Here is a 16,504-nt window from a genome sequence, read left to right as displayed (position 1 = left end):
GTGCCGGTAGTGTTTCGGACCGTGACTGAACTCGAACCCGACGTCCTCGAACTGGAGGTCGGCAACGTCGCCAACGGCGGCGGGCGCGCCGGGCTGGTGCGGGGACCGCGGCGGGGGCGGCTGCTGGGAGGGGGGCAGGAATGCCACAACAGTCAAGATTAACGGCGCTTCGCGACATTCCGCCGGTCATCCCGCGAAGGCCGGCGTCGCGGCCCGGCTGAGAAAGGGAAGAGGCCCCTCCGCAGAGGGGCCCGCTTCACCAGGTTCCGCGGCCGGAGGCCGACGTCCGCGGACTCACTCCACGGCCCGCTTCGCCTCCCTGGCGGCGTCCTTGGCCTTCTCGCCGACCTGCTTGGCGCCGCCGGTCGCGCGGTCGCTCTTGCCCTCGGCCTCCAGGTACGGGTCACCGGACTGGCGTCCGGCCTCTTCCTTGCCCCGGCCCTTGGCCTGCTGAGCCTTGTTCTTCAGCTTGTCGAGGAAACCCATGGTTCCTCCTCGTGTACGGAGAGTCGTCCAACCCGGCTATGCCCCTGAAAGCCCGGATTATGCGGAAGTCCGGGTGCCGCGGCGCAGCCGCTCGGCCTCCTCGTGGATGAGGGCCTCGGTCTCCAGGAGCTTCTGCTCGGCCTGCTCGGTGCGCATCCGCGCCCGCAGCTCGCGCTGGCTGGGCTTGCGCCGCCTCCCCGCCGTCCGGCGGCCGGCCCGTTCCCCCGTGAGCCTCTTCATGAACCCCATGCCCGTCACCTCTCCTCACCCGCGGCCGGTCCGGTCGCCGGCCTCGCGCCCGTACGGTGCCCCTTTTATGGCGATCCATTCCGGTAGCGGGGGAGACACCGGCGACCGTCCGGCAGGCGGCTGCCGGGAATGCCGCAGCACATGGCAAGGTTGTGCCGTGGGAGGACGATGACGTCCCGCCGTCCCTGAACGTCGAACGCCAGCACAGGAGCACTCACGTGTCGTTGCCACCTCTGGTCGAGCCCGCCCCGGAGCTCACCCGCGACGAGGTCAACCGCTACTCGCGGCACCTGATCATTCCCGACGTGGGCATGGCCGGGCAGAAGCGCCTCAAGAACGCCAAGGTCCTGGTCGTCGGCGCGGGCGGCCTCGGCTCCCCCGCCCTGCTCTACCTGGCCGCCGCCGGGGTCGGCACCCTCGGCGTCATCGACTTCGACGTCGTCGACGAGTCCAACCTGCAGCGGCAGATCATCCACCGGCAGTCGTCGCTCGGCAAGCCGAAGGTCGAGTCGGCCGCCGAGACCGTCCGCGACATCAACCCGCTGATCGACGTCGTGGTGCACGACGTCGCGCTCGACCGCGACAACGTCATGGAGATCTTCTCCGGGTACGACCTGATCGTGGACGGCACCGACAACTTCGCCACCCGCTACATGGTGAACGACGCCGCCGTCCTGCTCGGCAAGCCGTACGTCTGGGGCTCGATCTACCGGTTCGACGGCCAGGCGTCGGTGTTCTGGGCCGAGCACGGCCCCTGCTACCGCTGCCTCTACCCCGAGCCGCCGCCGCCCGGCATGGTGCCCTCCTGCGCCGAGGGCGGGGTGCTCGGCGTGCTGTGCGCGTCGATCGGCTCCATCCAGGTGAACGAGGCCATCAAGCTGCTGACCGGCATCGGCGAGCCGCTCGTCGGCCGGCTGATGGTCTACGACGCCCTGGAGATGACCTACCGCTCGGTCAAGGTCCGCAAGGACCCCGAGTGCCCGCTGTGCGGCAAGAACCCGACGCAGACCGAGCTGCTGGAGGACTACGAGGCCTTCTGCGGCGCGGTGTCCGACGAGGCCGCCGAGGCCGTCAGGGACTCCACGATCTCCGTGCACGACCTCAAGGCCATGCAGGAGCGGGACGACGACATCTTCCTCGTGGACGTCCGCGAGCCCAACGAGTACGAGATCGTCGCGATCCCGGGCGCCACGCTCATCCCCAAGGGCGAGTTCCTGAACGGCTCCGCCCTGGAGCGCCTGCCGCAGGACAAGAAGATCGTCCTGCACTGCAAGTCGGGCGTCCGCTCCGCCGAGGCCCTCGCCGTCGTGAAGAACGCCGGCTTCGGCGACGCCGTCCACGTCAGCGGCGGCGTCCTGGCCTGGGTCAACCAGATCGACCCCAGCCTCCCGTCCTACTGACGCCCGCCCGAAGGCCCCCGCACCCGTCCCGGGTCCGGGGGCCTTCCGCTGTCCGGACCCCGCCCGGCCGCCGCCGAGCCCGGCTCACCCCCTGGGGGGCGCGTAGGTCAGGCCGAGTTCGACGGTCACCTCTTGGAGCATCAGCTCGAACATGGGGGCGGCGTCGCTCAGGGCGAACTCCAGGTGGCCGAAGACCTCCAGGCTGACGCCGCCCTGGAGCCTGATCCAGCACTTGAGGAACTGCTGGATCACCCCGAGCGGCAGGGCGATGCCGAGCACGTCGTCGCGGTAGCGGCGCAGCTCCTCGCGCAGGCCGGGGTCGATCTGCTCCTCGGGCATCACCGGGAACGGCTGCTTCCTCCACAGCTCCAGGAACAGGGCCATGAACGTCCAGCCGAACTGGCGGGCGCACTCCTCGGCGAAGTCGACCTCCTGCTGGTGCGCGGCGCCGCGCACGGGCGTCCCGAAGAGCAGCGAGTACTCGCGGGGATGCGCCAGCGCCCAGAGGCGGAACTGGCGGGCCACCGTCATGAACTTGCCGCTCATGTCGCCCTTCGGCACGTCCTCCATGGCCGCGTGCAGGTCTGCGGTCAGCTCGGTGAACAGGTCGCCGACCAGGTGCCGCAGCAGCTCGCCGTGGCTGCCGAAGTAGCGGTAGAGCGCGGGGGCGGTCATGCCCATCTCGCGGGCGATGGCGCGCAGCGTCACCGCTTCGGGGCCCTCCTCCACGAGGATCCGCCGGGCGGTGTCGGTGATCTCCCTGACGGTCGCGGCCCGCAGACGATCACGACGCGATGCCACCTCGCCCCCTCTCTGCCGGGTGCCCGGCCGTCACCGGCCGCCCTCGCATGATTCCTCAAAAACACCCTTGACGACAGCTAACGCTGTATGCGAAGTTAACGCTGTTCTCAGTTTACGGCGTTCACTGGAATTACTCAAGGTAACGGGGCTGGAGGAGGAGCGTCATGTTCGAGCGATGGGGCAGGTGGGTCCACCGGCGCAGGCGGTGGGTCCTCGCCGCCGCGGGGGCGTTCCTGGTGTTCGCCGCGGTGTGGGGCACGGGCGTCTTCGGCGCGCTGACCTCCTCCGGCGGCTTCGACACGCCGGGCAGCCAGAGCGCGACGGCGGAGCGGATCGCCGAGCGCGACCTCGGGCGGGACGGCGCCGACGTCGTGGTCCTCTACCAGGGCAGGACGACCGTCGACGACCCGTCCTTCCGGGCGTCGGTGGAGCGCGCGCTGGCCGCGCTGCCACCCGGCAAGGTCGCCAAGGCCAGCACGTACTGGACGACCAGCGCGCCGCAGTTCGTCAGCGACGACCGCAAGGCGACCTATGCCGTCCTCCAGCTCGCCGGCTCCGACGAGGCCGCCAGGGAGGACAACTACAAGGCGGTCGAGGACGACCTCACCGAGGTCGGCGGCGGGCTCACCGCGAAGGTCGGCGGCGCGGTCGGCACCGGCGTTGCGATCAACGAGCGCGTCTCGTCCGACATCGGCCGGGCCGAGGGCATGGCCATGCCGGTCCTGCTGGTGCTGCTGGTGCTGATCTTCGGCGGGCTGGTCTCGGCGAGCCTGCCGCTGCTGGTCGGCGGCCTGGCCATCCTCGGCTCGTTCACCGCGCTGCACGCGCTGGCCTACGTCACCGACGTGTCGATCTTCGCGGTCAACATCACCACGTTCCTCGGGCTCGGCCTCGCCATCGACTACGGGCTGTTCATGGTCAGCCGGTTCCGCGAGGAGATCGGCCGGGACGGCGCCTCCGCCGAGGACGCGCTGGCCGCCACCATGGCCACGGCCGGGCGCACCGTCGCGGTCTCCGGCGTCACGGTCGCCGTGTCGCTGTCCGGGCTGCTGCTGTTCGACCAGAACTTCCTGGTCTCCATGGGTTACGGCGGCATCGCCACCGTGCTGGTGTGCATGGCCGGGGCGCTGACCGTGCTGCCCGCGCTGATGGCCGTCCTCGGCCCGCGGGTGAACGCGCTGCCGATCCGGCGGCGCCGGGCGGCGGCCGGCGGCCGGTCCGACGGCTGGTGGGGACGGGTCGCGCGCAGCGTGATGCGCCGCCCGGTCGTCTACATGGTCGCGACGGTGGCGCTGCTCCTCGCGCTCGGCGCGCCGTTCCTGCGCATCAACTGGGGCGGCGTGGACGCGAAGGTGCTGCCGGACGGCACGGACGCGCGGGTCGTCTCCGAGACGCTGGAGACCCGGTTCCCCCGCAACGCCACCAACCCCATCGAGGCCGTCGTGACCGGGACGTCCGACCGGGCCGCCGTCCAGGCGTACGGGGCCCGCCTGGACGCGCTGCCCGGCGTCACGGACGCGACGGTGACCGGCGCCGGCGGGACGACGACCCGGATCGCGCTGCGCTACGACGCCGACCCGAACTCCGGCGCCGCCCGCGACCTCGTCCAGCGGGTCCGGGACGTTCCGCCGCCGCCCGGCGCGCGCGCCTACGTCGGCGGCGAGACGGCCGACGTCGTCGACCAGCTCGACAGCATCGGCGCGACCCTGCCCTGGCTGGCCCTGCTCGTCGGCGGCGCCACGTTCCTCCTGCTGTTCCTGGCGTTCGGGTCGGTGCTGCTGCCGCTGAAGGCGATCGTCATGAACATGCTGTCGCTGTCGGCCACCTTCGGCGCGGTCGTGCTGGTCTTCCAGGACGGCCACCTGTCCGGCCCGCTCGGCTTCACCGCGACCGGCTCCATCTCCCCCGCGATGCCGATCCTCATGCTGGCGATGCTGTTCGGCATCTCGATGGACTACGAGGTGTTCCTGCTGTCGCGGGTCCGCGAGCAGTACGACCTGACCGGCTCCAACACCGCGGCCGTCGCCTCCGGCGTGCAGCGCACCGGCGCCATCATCACCAGCGCCGCGCTGCTGTTCATCGTGGTGATCGGCGCGTTCGCGACGTCCGGCATCACGTTCATCAAGATGACCGGCGTCGGGATGGCCGTGGCGATCCTGCTGGACGCGACGGTCGTCCGGGCGCTGCTCGTGCCCGCCACGATGCGGCTGCTCGGCCGCGCGAACTGGTGGGCGCCCGGCCCGCTGGCCCGGCTCTACGGCCGGTACGGGATCCGGGAGGGCGACGCCCCCGCCGCTCCCCCGTCGCGGCTGGAGCCCGTGGGCTGACGCCCGCCCCGGTGGCCGGCACTCCGAAGTGCCGGCCACCAATCCTTCCGAACCGCTTGTGGTCTCCTCCGCCCGGCGCAAGACTGAACGCCATTCCACCGGCTGCACCCTCGTGTGACGCATTCCGCGACGGCCCCCGCCCGGCGGATCCCCGAACCCTTCCCGTGCCGGGACGTTCCTTTGGAGGCACCATGTCCGTGCTGATGATCACCGAGGCCGAGACGGCGCTCGCGCACCTGGAGCGGCTCACGGACGTCCTGCGCTCCGCCGGCTGGGCGGTCGAGGTCGCCGCGCCCGCCGACCGCCGTCCGACCGCGCACATCGCCGACCCGCGCCTGCCGCGGGTGAACGAGAGCGTCATCGCGGTGCGGGAACGTTCCGGCGACGGCTGGTCCTACTGCTACGGCTGGGGCGAGCGGATCGCGCCGTGCGCCGACCCGTCCGCCGCCGCCGCGGCCGTCGGGCGCGTGCTCGCCGCCCGCCGCGACAACTGAACCGCTCGGCGCACGCGGCCGCCCCCTGACCGATTCGGGGGGACGCCACCGTCCGCTCCGGGGGCATGCTCGTGAACCACCGAGCCCGGACGCCGCCAGGCCCGCGGCGTCCGGCGCCCCGCACCACGGAGAGGAAGCGTCATGCGAACGCCCGTCCGCGCTCCCGTCCTGCTCGCCGCGTCCGGCGCCGCGCTCGTCCCCGCCGCCCCGGCCCTCGCCCGGTCCGGGCCGCACGCGATCGTCGTGCGCGGGCCCGACAACGTCCACGACCAAGCCTTCCGGACTGCGAAGACCAAGGTCGTCGTGGTCCGCGACCACCACAGGACCTGGGTGTCCCTGCGGGTGTGGGGCATGCCGCGCGAGGCCGCCGGCCGGACGTTCGGCGCCCACGTCCACGTGAACCGGTGCGGGCCGAAGCCCGAGGACGCCGGGCCGCACTACCACGATCCCGACGCGCCGCCCGGAACGCCGATGCCGAAGAAGGAGATCTGGCTCGACGTCACCGTCCGCGCCGACGGGCGCGGCCACTCCCGCACGTCCGTGCCGTGGCGCGTCGCGGAGAAGGCCGCGGGATCGCTCGTCGTGCACGCCAAGCCCACGGACCCGAAGACGGGCGACGCGGGCGCACGGCTGTTCTGCACCACCGTCCCGTTCTGAGCCGCGGCTCCGGGTTCACCCCGACCTCGCCGCCGGCCCGGCCGGCGGCGGGGTCACGCCGACTTGCGGCTGCGGCTCTTGGCCGGCTCCTTCTTCTCGCCGGCCTTGGACGACGCCGTCTTGCGCGCGGCGGGCTTCTTCGCCGCCGTCCCCTTGCCGGACGCCGCCTTCCCCGCCTTCTCGCCGCGGCTCTTCTTCGCCGCCTCGACGCTGGCGCGCAGCGCGCTGAGCAGGTCCGCGGCGGGCTCCTCCGCGCCCTCCTCGGCGGGCCGCGCCACCTCCCGCCCCTCGACCTTGGCGTCGATCACCGCCTGGAGCGCCTCCCGGTAGGCGTCCTTGTACTCGCCGGGGTCGAAGTCCCCCTCCATCGACTCGATCAGCGACGTCGCCATCGACAGCTCCTGCTTGCGGACCTCGATGTCCTCCTCCAGGAAGGGGAACTCCGGCGCGCGGACCTCGTCCGGCCACAGCATCGTCTCCAGGACGAACACGCCCTCGCGGACCCGCAGCGTCGCGAGCGACTCGCGCTGCCGCAGCGCCACCTTGACGATCGCGACCTGGCCGGAGCTCTCCAGCGCGTCCCGCAGCAGCACGTACGGCTTGGCGCCCTGCGCGTCGGGCTCCAGGTAGTAGGACTTCGCGAAGTAGATCGGGTCGACCTCCTCGCGCTCCACGAACTGCAGGACGTCGATGCGGCGGCTGGACGACAGCGGCAGGTCGGCGAAGTCCTCGTCGGTGAGGATGACCATCTCGCCGCTCGGCAGCTCGTAGCCCTTGGCGATGTCGGAGTAGGGGACCTCCTCGCCGTCGAGCGTGCACACCCGCTTGTACTTGATGCGCCCCCCGTCCTCCCGGTGCACCTGGTGGAAGGCGACGTCCCGCTGCTCGGTCGCCGAGTAGAGCTTCACCGGTATGGTCACCAGACCGAAGGAGATCGCGCCCTTCCAGATACTGCGCATGATCCGTCCTTACCCAGCACGTTCCTGCCCCTAGCGTCGCAACGTCGTTCGATTTGCGCCAGAAGGGCGTCGTGATCCTTTCCCCGTGCGGCGGGACGGGGTAAGACGGCGTTATGACCATGCCGTGGCCCGTCGAGCCGATGATGGCCTCCACCGGGGACCTCCCCTCCGACGGCGGGAAGTGGGGTCTGGAGCTGAAATGGGACGGCGTGCGCGTCCTGTCGCACGTCTCCGCCGACGGCGTCCGCGCCGCCGGACGGCGCGGCGGCGAGGTGGCGAGCCGCTACCCCGAGCTGTCCGCCCTCGCCGACCTGCTGCCCGACAGCGACGTCGTCCTGGACGGCGAGGTCGTCGCCTTCCAGGAGGGACGCCCCAGCTTCGAACGCCTCCAGCGCCGGATGCACGTCCAGCGCCCCGACCCCCGGCTGATCCGCGAGGTTCCCGTCCGCTACGTCGTGTTCGACGTCCTCTTCCTGGACGGGCACGTCCTGTATGACGTCCCCTACGCCGACCGCCGCTCGGTGCTGGCGGAGTTGGACCTCGCCGGCACCGGCCCCGTCGAGGTGCCCCCGTACCTGCACGGCGGTGACCAGACCCAGGTGGAGGAACTGCTCGCCTTCACCCGCGAGCAGCAGATGGAGGGCCTGCTCGCCAAGCGCCTCGACTCGCCGTACCGTCCGGGGCGCCGCGTCGACTTCTGGCGCAAGGTGAAGAACTTCATGACGCGCGAGGTCGTCGTCTGCGGCTGGAAGCCCGGGAAGGGCCGGCGCGAGGGCGGCGTGGGCTCGCTGCTGCTGGGCGAGTACGACATGAAGGGCCTGCTCGGTTTCGTCGGGCACGTGGGCACGGGTTTCAGCGACCGCGCCCTGGACGAGCTGTACGAGACGCTGTGGCCGCTGCGCCGTTCGACGAGCCCCTACGACGAGCCCGTCCCGCGCGAGTTCGCCCGCGACGCCCAGTGGGTTGAGCCCCGGCTCGTCGGGGAGGTCGCCTACAGTGCCCGGACCAGGGACGGCCGCCTCCGCTTCCCGTCCTGGCGGGGCCTGCGTGACGACAAGGACCCCCTGGAGGTCACGAGTGAGCAGTAAGAGGACCGCCGTCGACGTGGACGGCCGTCAGCTCTCCCTCTCCAACCTCGACAAGAACCTGTACCCGGAGTTCACCAAGGGCGAGGTCATCGACTACTACGCCCGCATCGCCCCGGTCATGCTCCCCCACCTGCAGGACCGCCCGGCGACCCGCATCCGCTGGCCGGACGGCGTCGACGGCGGCAAGTTCTTCGAGAAGAACGCCCCCTCCCACACCCCGGACTGGGTCCGCACGGCGACGATCCCCACCCCCGGCAGTTCCAAGGGCCGCGACACCCTCGACTTCGTCGTCGTCGACGACCTGCCCACGCTCGTGTGGTGCGCGAACCTCGCCGCGCTGGAACTGCACGTCCCGCAATGGAAGGTCGGTCCGCGCGGCAAGGTGCACACTCCCGACCTGGTGGTCTTCGACCTGGACCCGGGCCCGCCCGCCACGATCGTGGAGGCCTGCGAGGTCGCCGCCCTGCTCCGCGACGTGCTCGCCGAGGACGGCCTGGAGTCCTACCCGAAGACGAGCGGCAAGAAGGGCCTGCACCTGTACGTCCCGATCGAGGAGCCGAAGGAGGCCGAACGGACGTCGGAGTACGCCAAGGCCGCCGCGCAGCGCCTGGCCGACGAGAACCCGAAGCTGGTCGTCGCCAAGATGGAGCGGCGGCTGCGCAAGGACAAGGTCTTCGTCGACTGGAGCCAGAACAACCCGGCCAAGACGACCGTCGCGCCCTACTCGCTGCGCGCCGGGAACCGCCCCTCGGTGTCGACGCCCATCACCTGGGACGAGCTGGAGTCGTGCGGGGACGCCGCCGACCTCGTCTTCGGCCCCGAGGACGTCCTCGCCCGGGTGGACGAGCACGGCGACCTCCTGGAACCGCTGCTGAAGGACCACCGGCCCCTGCCCTGAGCGACATCGGCGATCTCGGGTGCCCTATGTGTTCGAATCGGCACTCTCCGGGACCGCGTTCCGTCACCATGGTGCCTGGGGACACCACGGGTGGAAGGAAGAGACCGTTGTCGCACAACCATCACTACGACGCCGTGGTGCTGGGCGGGGGGACCGCGGGGGAGCTGGTCGCGACCGGCCTCGCCCGCGCGGGAAGGGACGTCGCGCTCGTCGAGAACCGCCTCGTCGGCGGGGAGTCGCCGTACTTCGCCTGCGTCCCGTCCAAGTCGCTGCTGCTGTCGGCCCGCCGCGGCGAGACCTGGGAGATGGCCCTCGCCCGCCGGGACGCGCTGGCCGGGAACCGGGGCGACGACCCCGCCGTCGCCCGGATGGCCGAGGACGGCGTGACCGTCCTGCGCGGCCGGGGGCAGGTCCTCGACCACGGCCGGATCGAGGTCGACGGCGCCGTCCACGGCTTCGGCGACCTCGTCGTCTGCACCGGCAGCGAGCCGGTCATCCCGCCCGTCGAGGGGCTCGCCGACGTGCCGCTGTGGACGAGCGCCGAGGCCCTGTCGGTCCCCGACCTGCCGCGCCGGCTGGTGATCCTCGGCGGCGGCCCGGTCGGCTGCGAGCTGGCGCAGGTGTACGCGGCGTTCGGCTCCCAGGTCGCGGTCGTCGAGGCGTCCGGGCGGCTGCTGACCGCGGAGGCGCCGTTCGCCGGCGAGGTGCTCGCGGACGCCCTGCGCCGGATGGGCGTCGACCTGCGGCTCGGCACCGCCGTCGCCGACGCCGAGCGCAAGGACGTCGGGCTGCGGCTGTGGCTGACCGACGGCGGCACCCTCGACGCCGACCGCGTCCTCGCCGCCGCCGGGCGCCGCCCCCGCGTGGAGGGCCTCGGGCTGGAGAACCTCGGCATCGACGTCACCCCCGGCCAGGGGATCCCCGTGGACGAGACGTGCCGGGTGCCGTGCGAAGCGGGCGGCGTGTGGGCGGCGGGCGACGTCACCGGCGTCGCCCGCACCGCGCACGCCGCCCGCTACCAGGCGCAGGTCGCGCTGTCGAACCTGCTCGGCCACCGGCGCGAGGCCGACTACCGCGCCATCCCCCGCGTCGTCTACACGACGCCCACCGTCTACTCCGTGGGGATCTCCCCGACGCAGGCGGAGGAACTCGGCATAGACATCCTCACCGCCGGGTACGACCTCGCCGCGACGGCGCGGGCGGCGGTCGAGGCCGACGAGCGCGGACGGGTGGAGCTGTACGCCGACCCGGCCCGCGGGCTGCTGGTCGGCGCCGCCGCCGCCGGACTCCACGCCGAGGAGTGGATGAGCGAGATCGCCCTGGCCATCCGCGCGGAGACGCCGCTGAGCCTGCTCGCCGACGTCGTCCACGCGTTCCCGACCCACGGCGAGTCCGTCGAGGCGCCGCTGCGGGAGCTGGCGGGGATGCTGTGACCCGAGACGGCCGTGGACCCTGAGGCGGCCGTGAACCTGGAGGAGGACCCCTGATGAGCGAGACCGACGACCTGGAGCAGCCCGCCCCCGACGACGCCAACGAGGCCGACGCGGCCGAGCAGCGCGCCGCCCTCGACGACGAGGAGCGCGTCGAGGGCGGCCCCATCCCGGACGACGCGAACGAGGCCGACGCGGCCGAGCAGCGGCGGGAGGTCCGGCTGGACGAGGACGACTACCGCTGATCCGCGTTGGCCGCCGGCACAGGAAGGAGGGTTCACAGAAAGATCGTGGCGGCCCGCTTCCGGTTCCGGCGGGAATACACTGACCTGCGCGAAGGAACGACGGCGGGCGCCGCCCGTGACCAACGGAGTTACTCGCGCGTAGGATAATGAGATTGTTTCCCGGTGACGGACACCCCCCATCCGTCCCCCGATTCGGTGATCGGAGAGTGTGGTGACCGCGACCCCGGACGCCCGCCCCCGTGGCACGAGACTGCCGCGACTGGCGCGCCGCAAGCAGTTGCTCGGCGCGGCCCAGGAGGTGTTCGTCGCCCAGGGGTACCACGCCGCGGCGATGGACGAGATCGCCGAGCGCGCGGGCGTCAGCAAGCCCGTGCTCTACCAGCACTTCCCGGGCAAGCTGGAGCTGTACCTGGCGCTGCTGGACGAGCACGCCGAGGCCCTGGTGAAGATCGTCCGCGAGGCGCTGGAGTCCACCACGGACAACAAGCTTCGCGTGCAGGCGAGCATGCAGGCCTTCTACGACTTCGTGGCCGGCGACGGCGAGGCCTACCGGCTGGTCTTCGAGTCCGACCTGCGCAACGTGGCGCCCGTGCGCGCCCGCGTCGACCGCGCGAACCAGCAGTGCGCCGAGATGATCGCGCAGGTCATCGCCGAGGACACCAACGCCCCCGCCGAGGAGGCGCACCTGCTCGGCATGGGCCTGGTCGGCATGGCCGAGGTCAGCGCCCGCTTCTGGCTCTCCCAGCACCGGGCGATCCCCAAGGACACCGCGGAGAAGATCATCGCCCGGCTGGCCTGGCGCGGCATCTCCGGTTTCCCGCGCACCACCGACCAGAGCTGACGCCGGCTCCGGCCCTGCCCGCGCCGGGGGGCGTTCACCCTCGGCACAACCGGGCGCGCCACGCTCCGGCGATCTCCGTGCGACCATCGGATGCGGGTCCGCCGGCGGTCGGCGGGACGTGCCCGACGACGGGAGGCATCGCGTGCAGGTTCGCATCGGGGTTCAGAACGTGGCCAAGGAACTGGTGGTCGACACCGACCAGACGGCCGACGAGGTGCAGGACGCGCTCGGCGCGGCGCTCGCCGACCCGCACGGCGTGCTGGTGCTGAAGGACCGCCGCGCCGGCCGCGTCGTCATCCCCGGGGCCCGCGTCGGCTACCTGGAGATCGCCGAGGACGAGCAGCGCAGCGTGGGCTTCGGCACGCAGTACACCTGAGCCGCGCACCTGAGCCGTGCACCCTGAACCGCGCACGTGAGCCGTCCACCCCGGGCGGCACCGGCGCGGCGAGCCGTGCACACGAGCGGCGCGACACCTCACCAGCCTGCTGACCTGCGACTTTACCGTTCCCATACGCCCCTTGACCAGATTTTTGTTTCAACCTGGCAGGCGGGGCATACCGATCACCGACCTCGGGCGACCGGCCCAGGGAAAGGAACGGTTGATCGAAATGCTCACCACGATCCTTTGGTTCATCGTCGTCGGTGCCGTGATCGGTGCACTCGCGCGGCTGGTCGTGCCGGGCCGCAATCCGATCGGCATCCTGCTCACGGTCCTCGTCGGCATCGCCGGCGCGATCCTCGGCGGCGTCGTCGCGGACGCGCTGGGGGCGGGCATGCTCGTCGCCTTCGTCTTCGCGGTGGTGATCGCCGCGCTGGGCGTGGCGGCGCTCACCACGATGCACACGCGCGGCCGCGGGCGCGGCCACGGATGGCGGACCCGCCGCCGGAGCTACTGACCCCCGGCACCACCCCCGACGCGGGCCCCCGCCTCCCCGGGGGGGGGCCCGCGTCGTCGCGATGTGTCCGGATGTGGCCGTCCTCGTCCCGCCTTGGACCGGTCCGGAGGCCCCGCCTCGCCGAGTGCGTAAGGCCTGGCGGGCTGGGGACGGAATAGATGAAACCATGGAAACGTTGGGTCGAGTGACCGGCTATTGGTGTAGGCAATCAACGGTCGGTACACTGCGTCGCGGAGTGTGACCGCACGCAGCCACAGTGAGTGACTGCTTTCAACCCCTGACTGCGGTCGCCGGAAGATTTGAGCAACGGCTGGTCCCTCCCGCGCGAGCGCGTGGCCACAGGAACGGCGGACACGCCGGTTCGGCGGCGTCACGCCACCAGGCCGCGCCGCACCCGGGAGCGGAGACCCCGCATATTGGAGGCTGAAAGCCCTGACTACCTTTCGTGAACTCGGGGTCGTCCCCGAGATAGCAGACGCCCTCGAAGCCGAAGGCATCGTGGAGGCGTTCCCCATCCAGGAGCTCGCCCTGCCGATCGCGCTCGGCGGGCACGACATCATCGGCCAGGCCCGCACGGGCACCGGCAAGACCCTCGCCTTCGGCGCCGCGCTGCTCCAGCGCATCGAGCACGGCGGCCGCGAGCCGCGCGCGCTCGTCGTCGCGCCGACCCGCGAGCTGGCCCTCCAGGTCACCGACGACCTGCTCGTCGCCGGCGGCAAGCTCGGCAGCCGGGTGCTGTCGGTGTACGGCGGCCGCGCCTACGAGCCGCAGATCGAGGCGCTGCGCGAGGGCGTCGACGTCGTCGTCGGCACCCCGGGGCGGCTCCTCGACCTCGTCAAGCAGAAGTACCTCGACCTGTCCAAGGTCGGCGTGCTGGTGCTGGACGAGGCGGACCGGATGCTCGACCTCGGCTTCCTGCCGGACATCGAGCGGATCATCGACCGGATCCCGGCGCAGCGCCAGACCATGCTGTTCTCGGCGACGATGCCGGGCGAGATCGCCGCGCTGTCGCGCCGGTACCTGACCCGCCCGACCAACGTCCGGGCCGAGTCGCACACCGAGTCGGACGCGACGCCGCAGGTCGTCCAGCACGTCTTCCAGGCCCACCAGATGGACAAGCCGGAGATGCTCGCCCGCCTGCTCCAGGCGGAGGGCCGTGGTCTGACCATGGTCTTCTGCCAGACGAAGCGGGCGTGCGACCGGGTGGCCGCCGACCTCGCGCAGCGGGGCTTCGACGCGGCCGCCGTGCACGGCGACCTCGGGCAGAGCCAGCGCGAGCGGGCCCTGCGCGCGTTCCGCAACGGCAAGATCGGCGTGCTGGTGGCCACCGACGTGGCGGCCCGCGGGCTCGACGTCGACGACGTCACCCACGTCGTGAACTACGAGTGCCCCGACAGCGCCGACACCTACGTGCACCGCATCGGCCGGACCGGCCGCGCGGGCAAGGAGGGCGTCGCCGTCACGCTCGTCGACTGGTCCGACCTCACCCGGTGGAAGCTGATCAACAGCACGCTCGACCTGCCGTTCGCCTCCCCGGAGGAGACCTACTCGACGTCCCCGCACTTCTTCGAGACGCTCGGCATCCCCGCCGGCACGAAGGGGACGCTGCCCGCCGACAAGCGGAACGGCCGCGCCGGGCTCGACGCCGAGAAGCTGGAGGACATCGGCGAGACGGGCAAGGTCCGCAGCCACGACCGCGGCCGCGGCCATGACCGAGAGCGGGAGCAGGAGCGTCCGCGGCCGCGCCGCCGCAAGCGCGACCGCACCCGCACGCGGGCGGGCCGGCCGGTCGAGGGCGCCGCGGCGGACGCGGCGGGGGAGACCGCCGCGGACGACAACGTCGTCGACGCGGGCGCCACGGAGCGCAAGCGCAGCCGGCCCCGCCGCCGCACCCGCGCCGGCAAGCCGGCCGCCACCTCGGGCGGTACCGCCGAGGCGTCGCAGACCGCCTGACCGGGCGGCGGAGCGGCCGACCGCGAGACGTCTCAGTCCCGCGGTCGCGTTCCGTCCGGGCCTCTTCCCTCGCGCAGTCGGAGGGCGAGGCCCGGGTGGTCGGTGACGAGGACGGCGACGCGCGGGTCGCGCAGGAAGCGGTGCATCACGGGCTCGGCGTTGACCGTCCAGATCATGGCCGGTATCCCGGCGCGCCCGCACTGGCGCAGCACGCCGACGCGGGCGAGCCGGTGGTTGAGGGCGACCATGTCGGCGCCCGCCCGCCGGATCAGCCGCAGCGGCGCGAAGTCGTGCGCGGCGCCCCGCTCCCACAGGTTGCGGCCGACCGACAGGGCCGTCCGCACCCCGGGGAAGCTCTTCTTGATCTCCACAAGGGACGTGATCTCGCGCGTGGTCACCACGAAGTTCCCGGTGCCGAAGGCCTCCACCGCCAGCGCCACGCTCTCGTGCTCGCAGCCGCGCTCCTTGAGGTCCAGATGTCCCTGCGCCCGGCCCGCGATGACCTTCATCGCGTCGCCGGCCAGCGGCACCGGCCGCACCGCGAGCTCCTGGATCCGCTCGTAGGGGAGCCCGTTCAGCCGGAGCCCCGCGATCTCGGGATCGTGGTGGACGACGAGCCGCCCGTCCCCCGTCCGCCTGATGTCGATCTCCACGTACTCGGCGCCCGACGCGACCGCGTCGCCGAGGCCCGTGAGGCCCGCCTCGTCGCGGCGGTGGGCGGAGATGGCAGGCATGGCGACCACGCTGGCGACGCTACCACCGAAGATTTCTTACCGATGCCCGCAGGCCCCCATTGACTAAGGTTTCCACCGTGAGTACGCCCCGGTTCGTGAGTCTGCCCCCCGGTGTTCGCCGGACGACCGTCGAGACCTCCCGCGGCCCGTTCGCCGCGCTGGAGGCCCTTCCGGGATCGGGCGTGCCCGACCGCTGCCCCGCCCTCCTCGTCCCCGGCCTCACCGGCAGCAAGGAGGACTTCCTCGCCGTCCTGGAGACCCTGGCCGCGTCGGGCCGCCGCGTCGTCGCGATCGACATGCGCGGCCAGTACGAGACCCTCGGACCGGACGACGAGAGCGCCTACACCCGCGCGGCCCTCGGCGCCGACATCGCGGCCCTCCTGGCGGCGCTGGGCCCCGGCCCCGTCCACCTGGTCGGGCACTCGTTCGGCGGCCTGGTGTGCCGCGAGGCCGTCCTCGCCGGGGCCCGCCCCGCGTCCTTCACGGTGATGAGCTCGGGGCCGGGCGCCGTCGGCGGCCCGGCCGCCGCCAGGGCCCGCGCCCTGCGCGACGCCATCCCCGAACTCGGCATGGCGCAGATCTGGGAGCTCGGCCTCGAACCCGACTACCTGGGACGGGGCGTCCAGCGCGAGATCGTCGCCTTCCTCAAGGCCCGCACGCTCGGCAACTCCGAGAAGGGGCTCGCGCGCATGGCGGACGAGATCCTCACCGCCCCCGACCGCGTCGACGAACTGGCCAAGCACTGCGCCGACACGGGCCTGCGCGTCCTCGTCATCTACGGCGAGGACGACGACGCCTGGGACCCGCGCGCCCAGGCCGCCATGGCCGAACGCCTCAACGCGCCCAAGGTCGTCATCCCGGGCGCCGCCCACTCCCCCGCGTGGGACGCCCCCGAGACCACGGCCGCCGCCCTCCTCGCCCTCTGGTCCGACAGCGAACGCACCCTCAAGTAGGCACCGGTCGCACGACCGGTTCACGCCCTCTCCGGGTGCCCGCCGGTCCCGGAGACAGACGGTGGGTCACCGCAGCGTCCTCAGCCCGCCTCG

At 72.4% G+C, this 16,504-nt stretch carries 18 protein-coding genes; 13 read left to right on the top strand and 5 right to left on the bottom strand.

Annotated elements, in window-relative coordinates:
* Window positions 1–294: 294 nt before the first annotated feature.
* Both ABWI04_RS27515 and ABWI04_RS27510 read right to left on the bottom strand, forming a co-directional pair.
* Complete coding sequence (locus tag ABWI04_RS27515) at window positions 295–486, bottom strand: CsbD family protein (protein ID WP_345186698.1); 192 nt, start codon at window positions 484–486, stop codon at window positions 295–297.
* 57 nt (window positions 487–543) lie between these two features.
* Entirely contained in the window at window positions 544–735 is a 192-nt protein-coding gene (locus tag ABWI04_RS27510) for a hypothetical protein (RefSeq protein ID WP_345186695.1), read from the bottom strand.
* A gap of 218 nt (window positions 736–953) precedes the next feature.
* On the opposite strand from ABWI04_RS27510, the gene moeZ reads away from it, so the two are divergent.
* A complete protein-coding gene (moeZ, locus tag ABWI04_RS27505) occupies window positions 954–2,135 on the top strand; it encodes an adenylyltransferase/sulfurtransferase MoeZ (RefSeq protein ID WP_353834257.1) in 1,182 nt (393 codons plus the stop codon).
* A gap of 84 nt (window positions 2,136–2,219) precedes the next feature.
* Here moeZ and ABWI04_RS27500 read toward each other — a convergent pair whose 3' ends face one another.
* Window positions 2,220–2,936 (bottom strand): TetR/AcrR family transcriptional regulator, encoded by a 717-nt coding sequence (locus ABWI04_RS27500; protein WP_353834256.1) that lies wholly within the window; start codon window positions 2,934–2,936, stop codon window positions 2,220–2,222.
* A gap of 164 nt (window positions 2,937–3,100) precedes the next feature.
* Between ABWI04_RS27500 and ABWI04_RS27495 the strand changes: the two genes are divergently transcribed.
* The 3 genes from ABWI04_RS27495 to ABWI04_RS27485 all read left to right on the top strand — a co-directional run bounded on the left by ABWI04_RS27495 (window position 3,101) and on the right by ABWI04_RS27485 (window position 6,414).
* Complete coding sequence (locus tag ABWI04_RS27495; RefSeq protein ID WP_353834255.1) at window positions 3,101–5,263, top strand: MMPL family transporter; 2,163 nt, start codon at window positions 3,101–3,103, stop codon at window positions 5,261–5,263.
* A gap of 191 nt (window positions 5,264–5,454) precedes the next feature.
* On the top strand, window positions 5,455–5,757 hold the full coding sequence (locus tag ABWI04_RS27490) for a hypothetical protein (protein ID WP_345186687.1): 303 nt from the start codon (window positions 5,455–5,457) through the stop codon (window positions 5,755–5,757).
* A 141-nt stretch (window positions 5,758–5,898) separates the two neighbouring features.
* A complete protein-coding gene (locus tag ABWI04_RS27485) occupies window positions 5,899–6,414 on the top strand; it encodes a superoxide dismutase family protein (RefSeq protein WP_353834254.1) in 516 nt (171 codons plus the stop codon).
* Window positions 6,415–6,467: 53 nt separating this feature from the next.
* On the opposite strand, the gene ku is transcribed toward ABWI04_RS27485, so the two are convergent.
* Entirely contained in the window at window positions 6,468–7,373 is a 906-nt protein-coding gene (gene ku, locus ABWI04_RS27480) for a non-homologous end joining protein Ku (protein WP_345186681.1), read from the bottom strand.
* A 113-nt stretch (window positions 7,374–7,486) separates the two neighbouring features.
* Between ku and ligD (ABWI04_RS27475) the strand changes: the two genes are divergently transcribed.
* From ligD (ABWI04_RS27475) to ABWI04_RS27440, 8 genes are all read left to right on the top strand, one after another.
* Window positions 7,487–8,461, top strand: a complete 975-nt coding sequence (gene ligD / locus ABWI04_RS27475; protein WP_353834253.1) for a non-homologous end-joining DNA ligase — start codon at window positions 7,487–7,489, stop codon at window positions 8,459–8,461.
* A complete protein-coding gene (gene ligD, locus ABWI04_RS27470) occupies window positions 8,451–9,359 on the top strand; it encodes a non-homologous end-joining DNA ligase (protein ID WP_345186679.1) in 909 nt (302 codons plus the stop codon). The genes ligD (ABWI04_RS27475) and ligD (ABWI04_RS27470) overlap by 11 nt, the downstream gene beginning before the upstream one ends.
* A 107-nt stretch (window positions 9,360–9,466) precedes the next feature.
* Entirely contained in the window at window positions 9,467–10,792 is a 1,326-nt protein-coding gene (locus ABWI04_RS27465; RefSeq protein WP_345186678.1) for a dihydrolipoyl dehydrogenase family protein, read from the top strand.
* Window positions 10,793–10,845: 53 nt separating this feature from the next.
* The gene (locus ABWI04_RS27460; RefSeq protein WP_345186676.1) at window positions 10,846–11,034 is read left to right on the top strand and encodes a hypothetical protein; all 189 of its coding nucleotides are present in this window, start codon (window positions 10,846–10,848) and stop codon (window positions 11,032–11,034) included.
* Window positions 11,035–11,245: 211 nt separating this feature from the next.
* Window positions 11,246–11,875, top strand: coding sequence for a TetR/AcrR family transcriptional regulator (locus tag ABWI04_RS27455; protein ID WP_179843698.1), 630 nt, complete (start codon window positions 11,246–11,248; stop codon window positions 11,873–11,875).
* Window positions 11,876–12,017: 142 nt separating this feature from the next.
* Entirely contained in the window at window positions 12,018–12,251 is a 234-nt protein-coding gene (locus tag ABWI04_RS27450; RefSeq protein ID WP_345186671.1) for a DUF3107 domain-containing protein, read from the top strand.
* A 232-nt stretch (window positions 12,252–12,483) separates the two neighbouring features.
* Window positions 12,484–12,771 (top strand): GlsB/YeaQ/YmgE family stress response membrane protein, encoded by a 288-nt coding sequence (locus ABWI04_RS27445; protein WP_185035303.1) that lies wholly within the window; start codon window positions 12,484–12,486, stop codon window positions 12,769–12,771.
* Between the two features lie 498 nt (window positions 12,772–13,269).
* Entirely contained in the window at window positions 13,270–14,724 is a 1,455-nt protein-coding gene (locus tag ABWI04_RS27440; protein ID WP_353834252.1) for a DEAD/DEAH box helicase, read from the top strand.
* A 32-nt stretch (window positions 14,725–14,756) separates the two neighbouring features.
* Here ABWI04_RS27440 and ABWI04_RS27435 read toward each other — a convergent pair whose 3' ends face one another.
* The gene (locus ABWI04_RS27435; protein WP_353834258.1) at window positions 14,757–15,458 is read right to left on the bottom strand and encodes a glycerophosphodiester phosphodiesterase; all 702 of its coding nucleotides are present in this window, start codon (window positions 15,456–15,458) and stop codon (window positions 14,757–14,759) included.
* 77 nt (window positions 15,459–15,535) lie between these two features.
* On the opposite strand from ABWI04_RS27435, the gene ABWI04_RS27430 reads away from it, so the two are divergent.
* Window positions 15,536–16,411, top strand: a complete 876-nt coding sequence (locus ABWI04_RS27430; protein ID WP_353834251.1) for an alpha/beta fold hydrolase — start codon at window positions 15,536–15,538, stop codon at window positions 16,409–16,411.
* Window positions 16,412–16,504: the final 93 nt, after the last annotated feature.

The organism is Actinomadura sp. NPDC000929 (genome assembly GCF_040492065.1).
In the GTDB taxonomy this organism is placed as follows: domain Bacteria; phylum Actinomycetota; class Actinomycetes; order Streptosporangiales; family Streptosporangiaceae; genus Spirillospora; species Spirillospora verrucosospora.
Note: the sequence above shows the minus strand (reverse complement) of the source record. Positions and strands in the feature narration are given on the sequence as shown.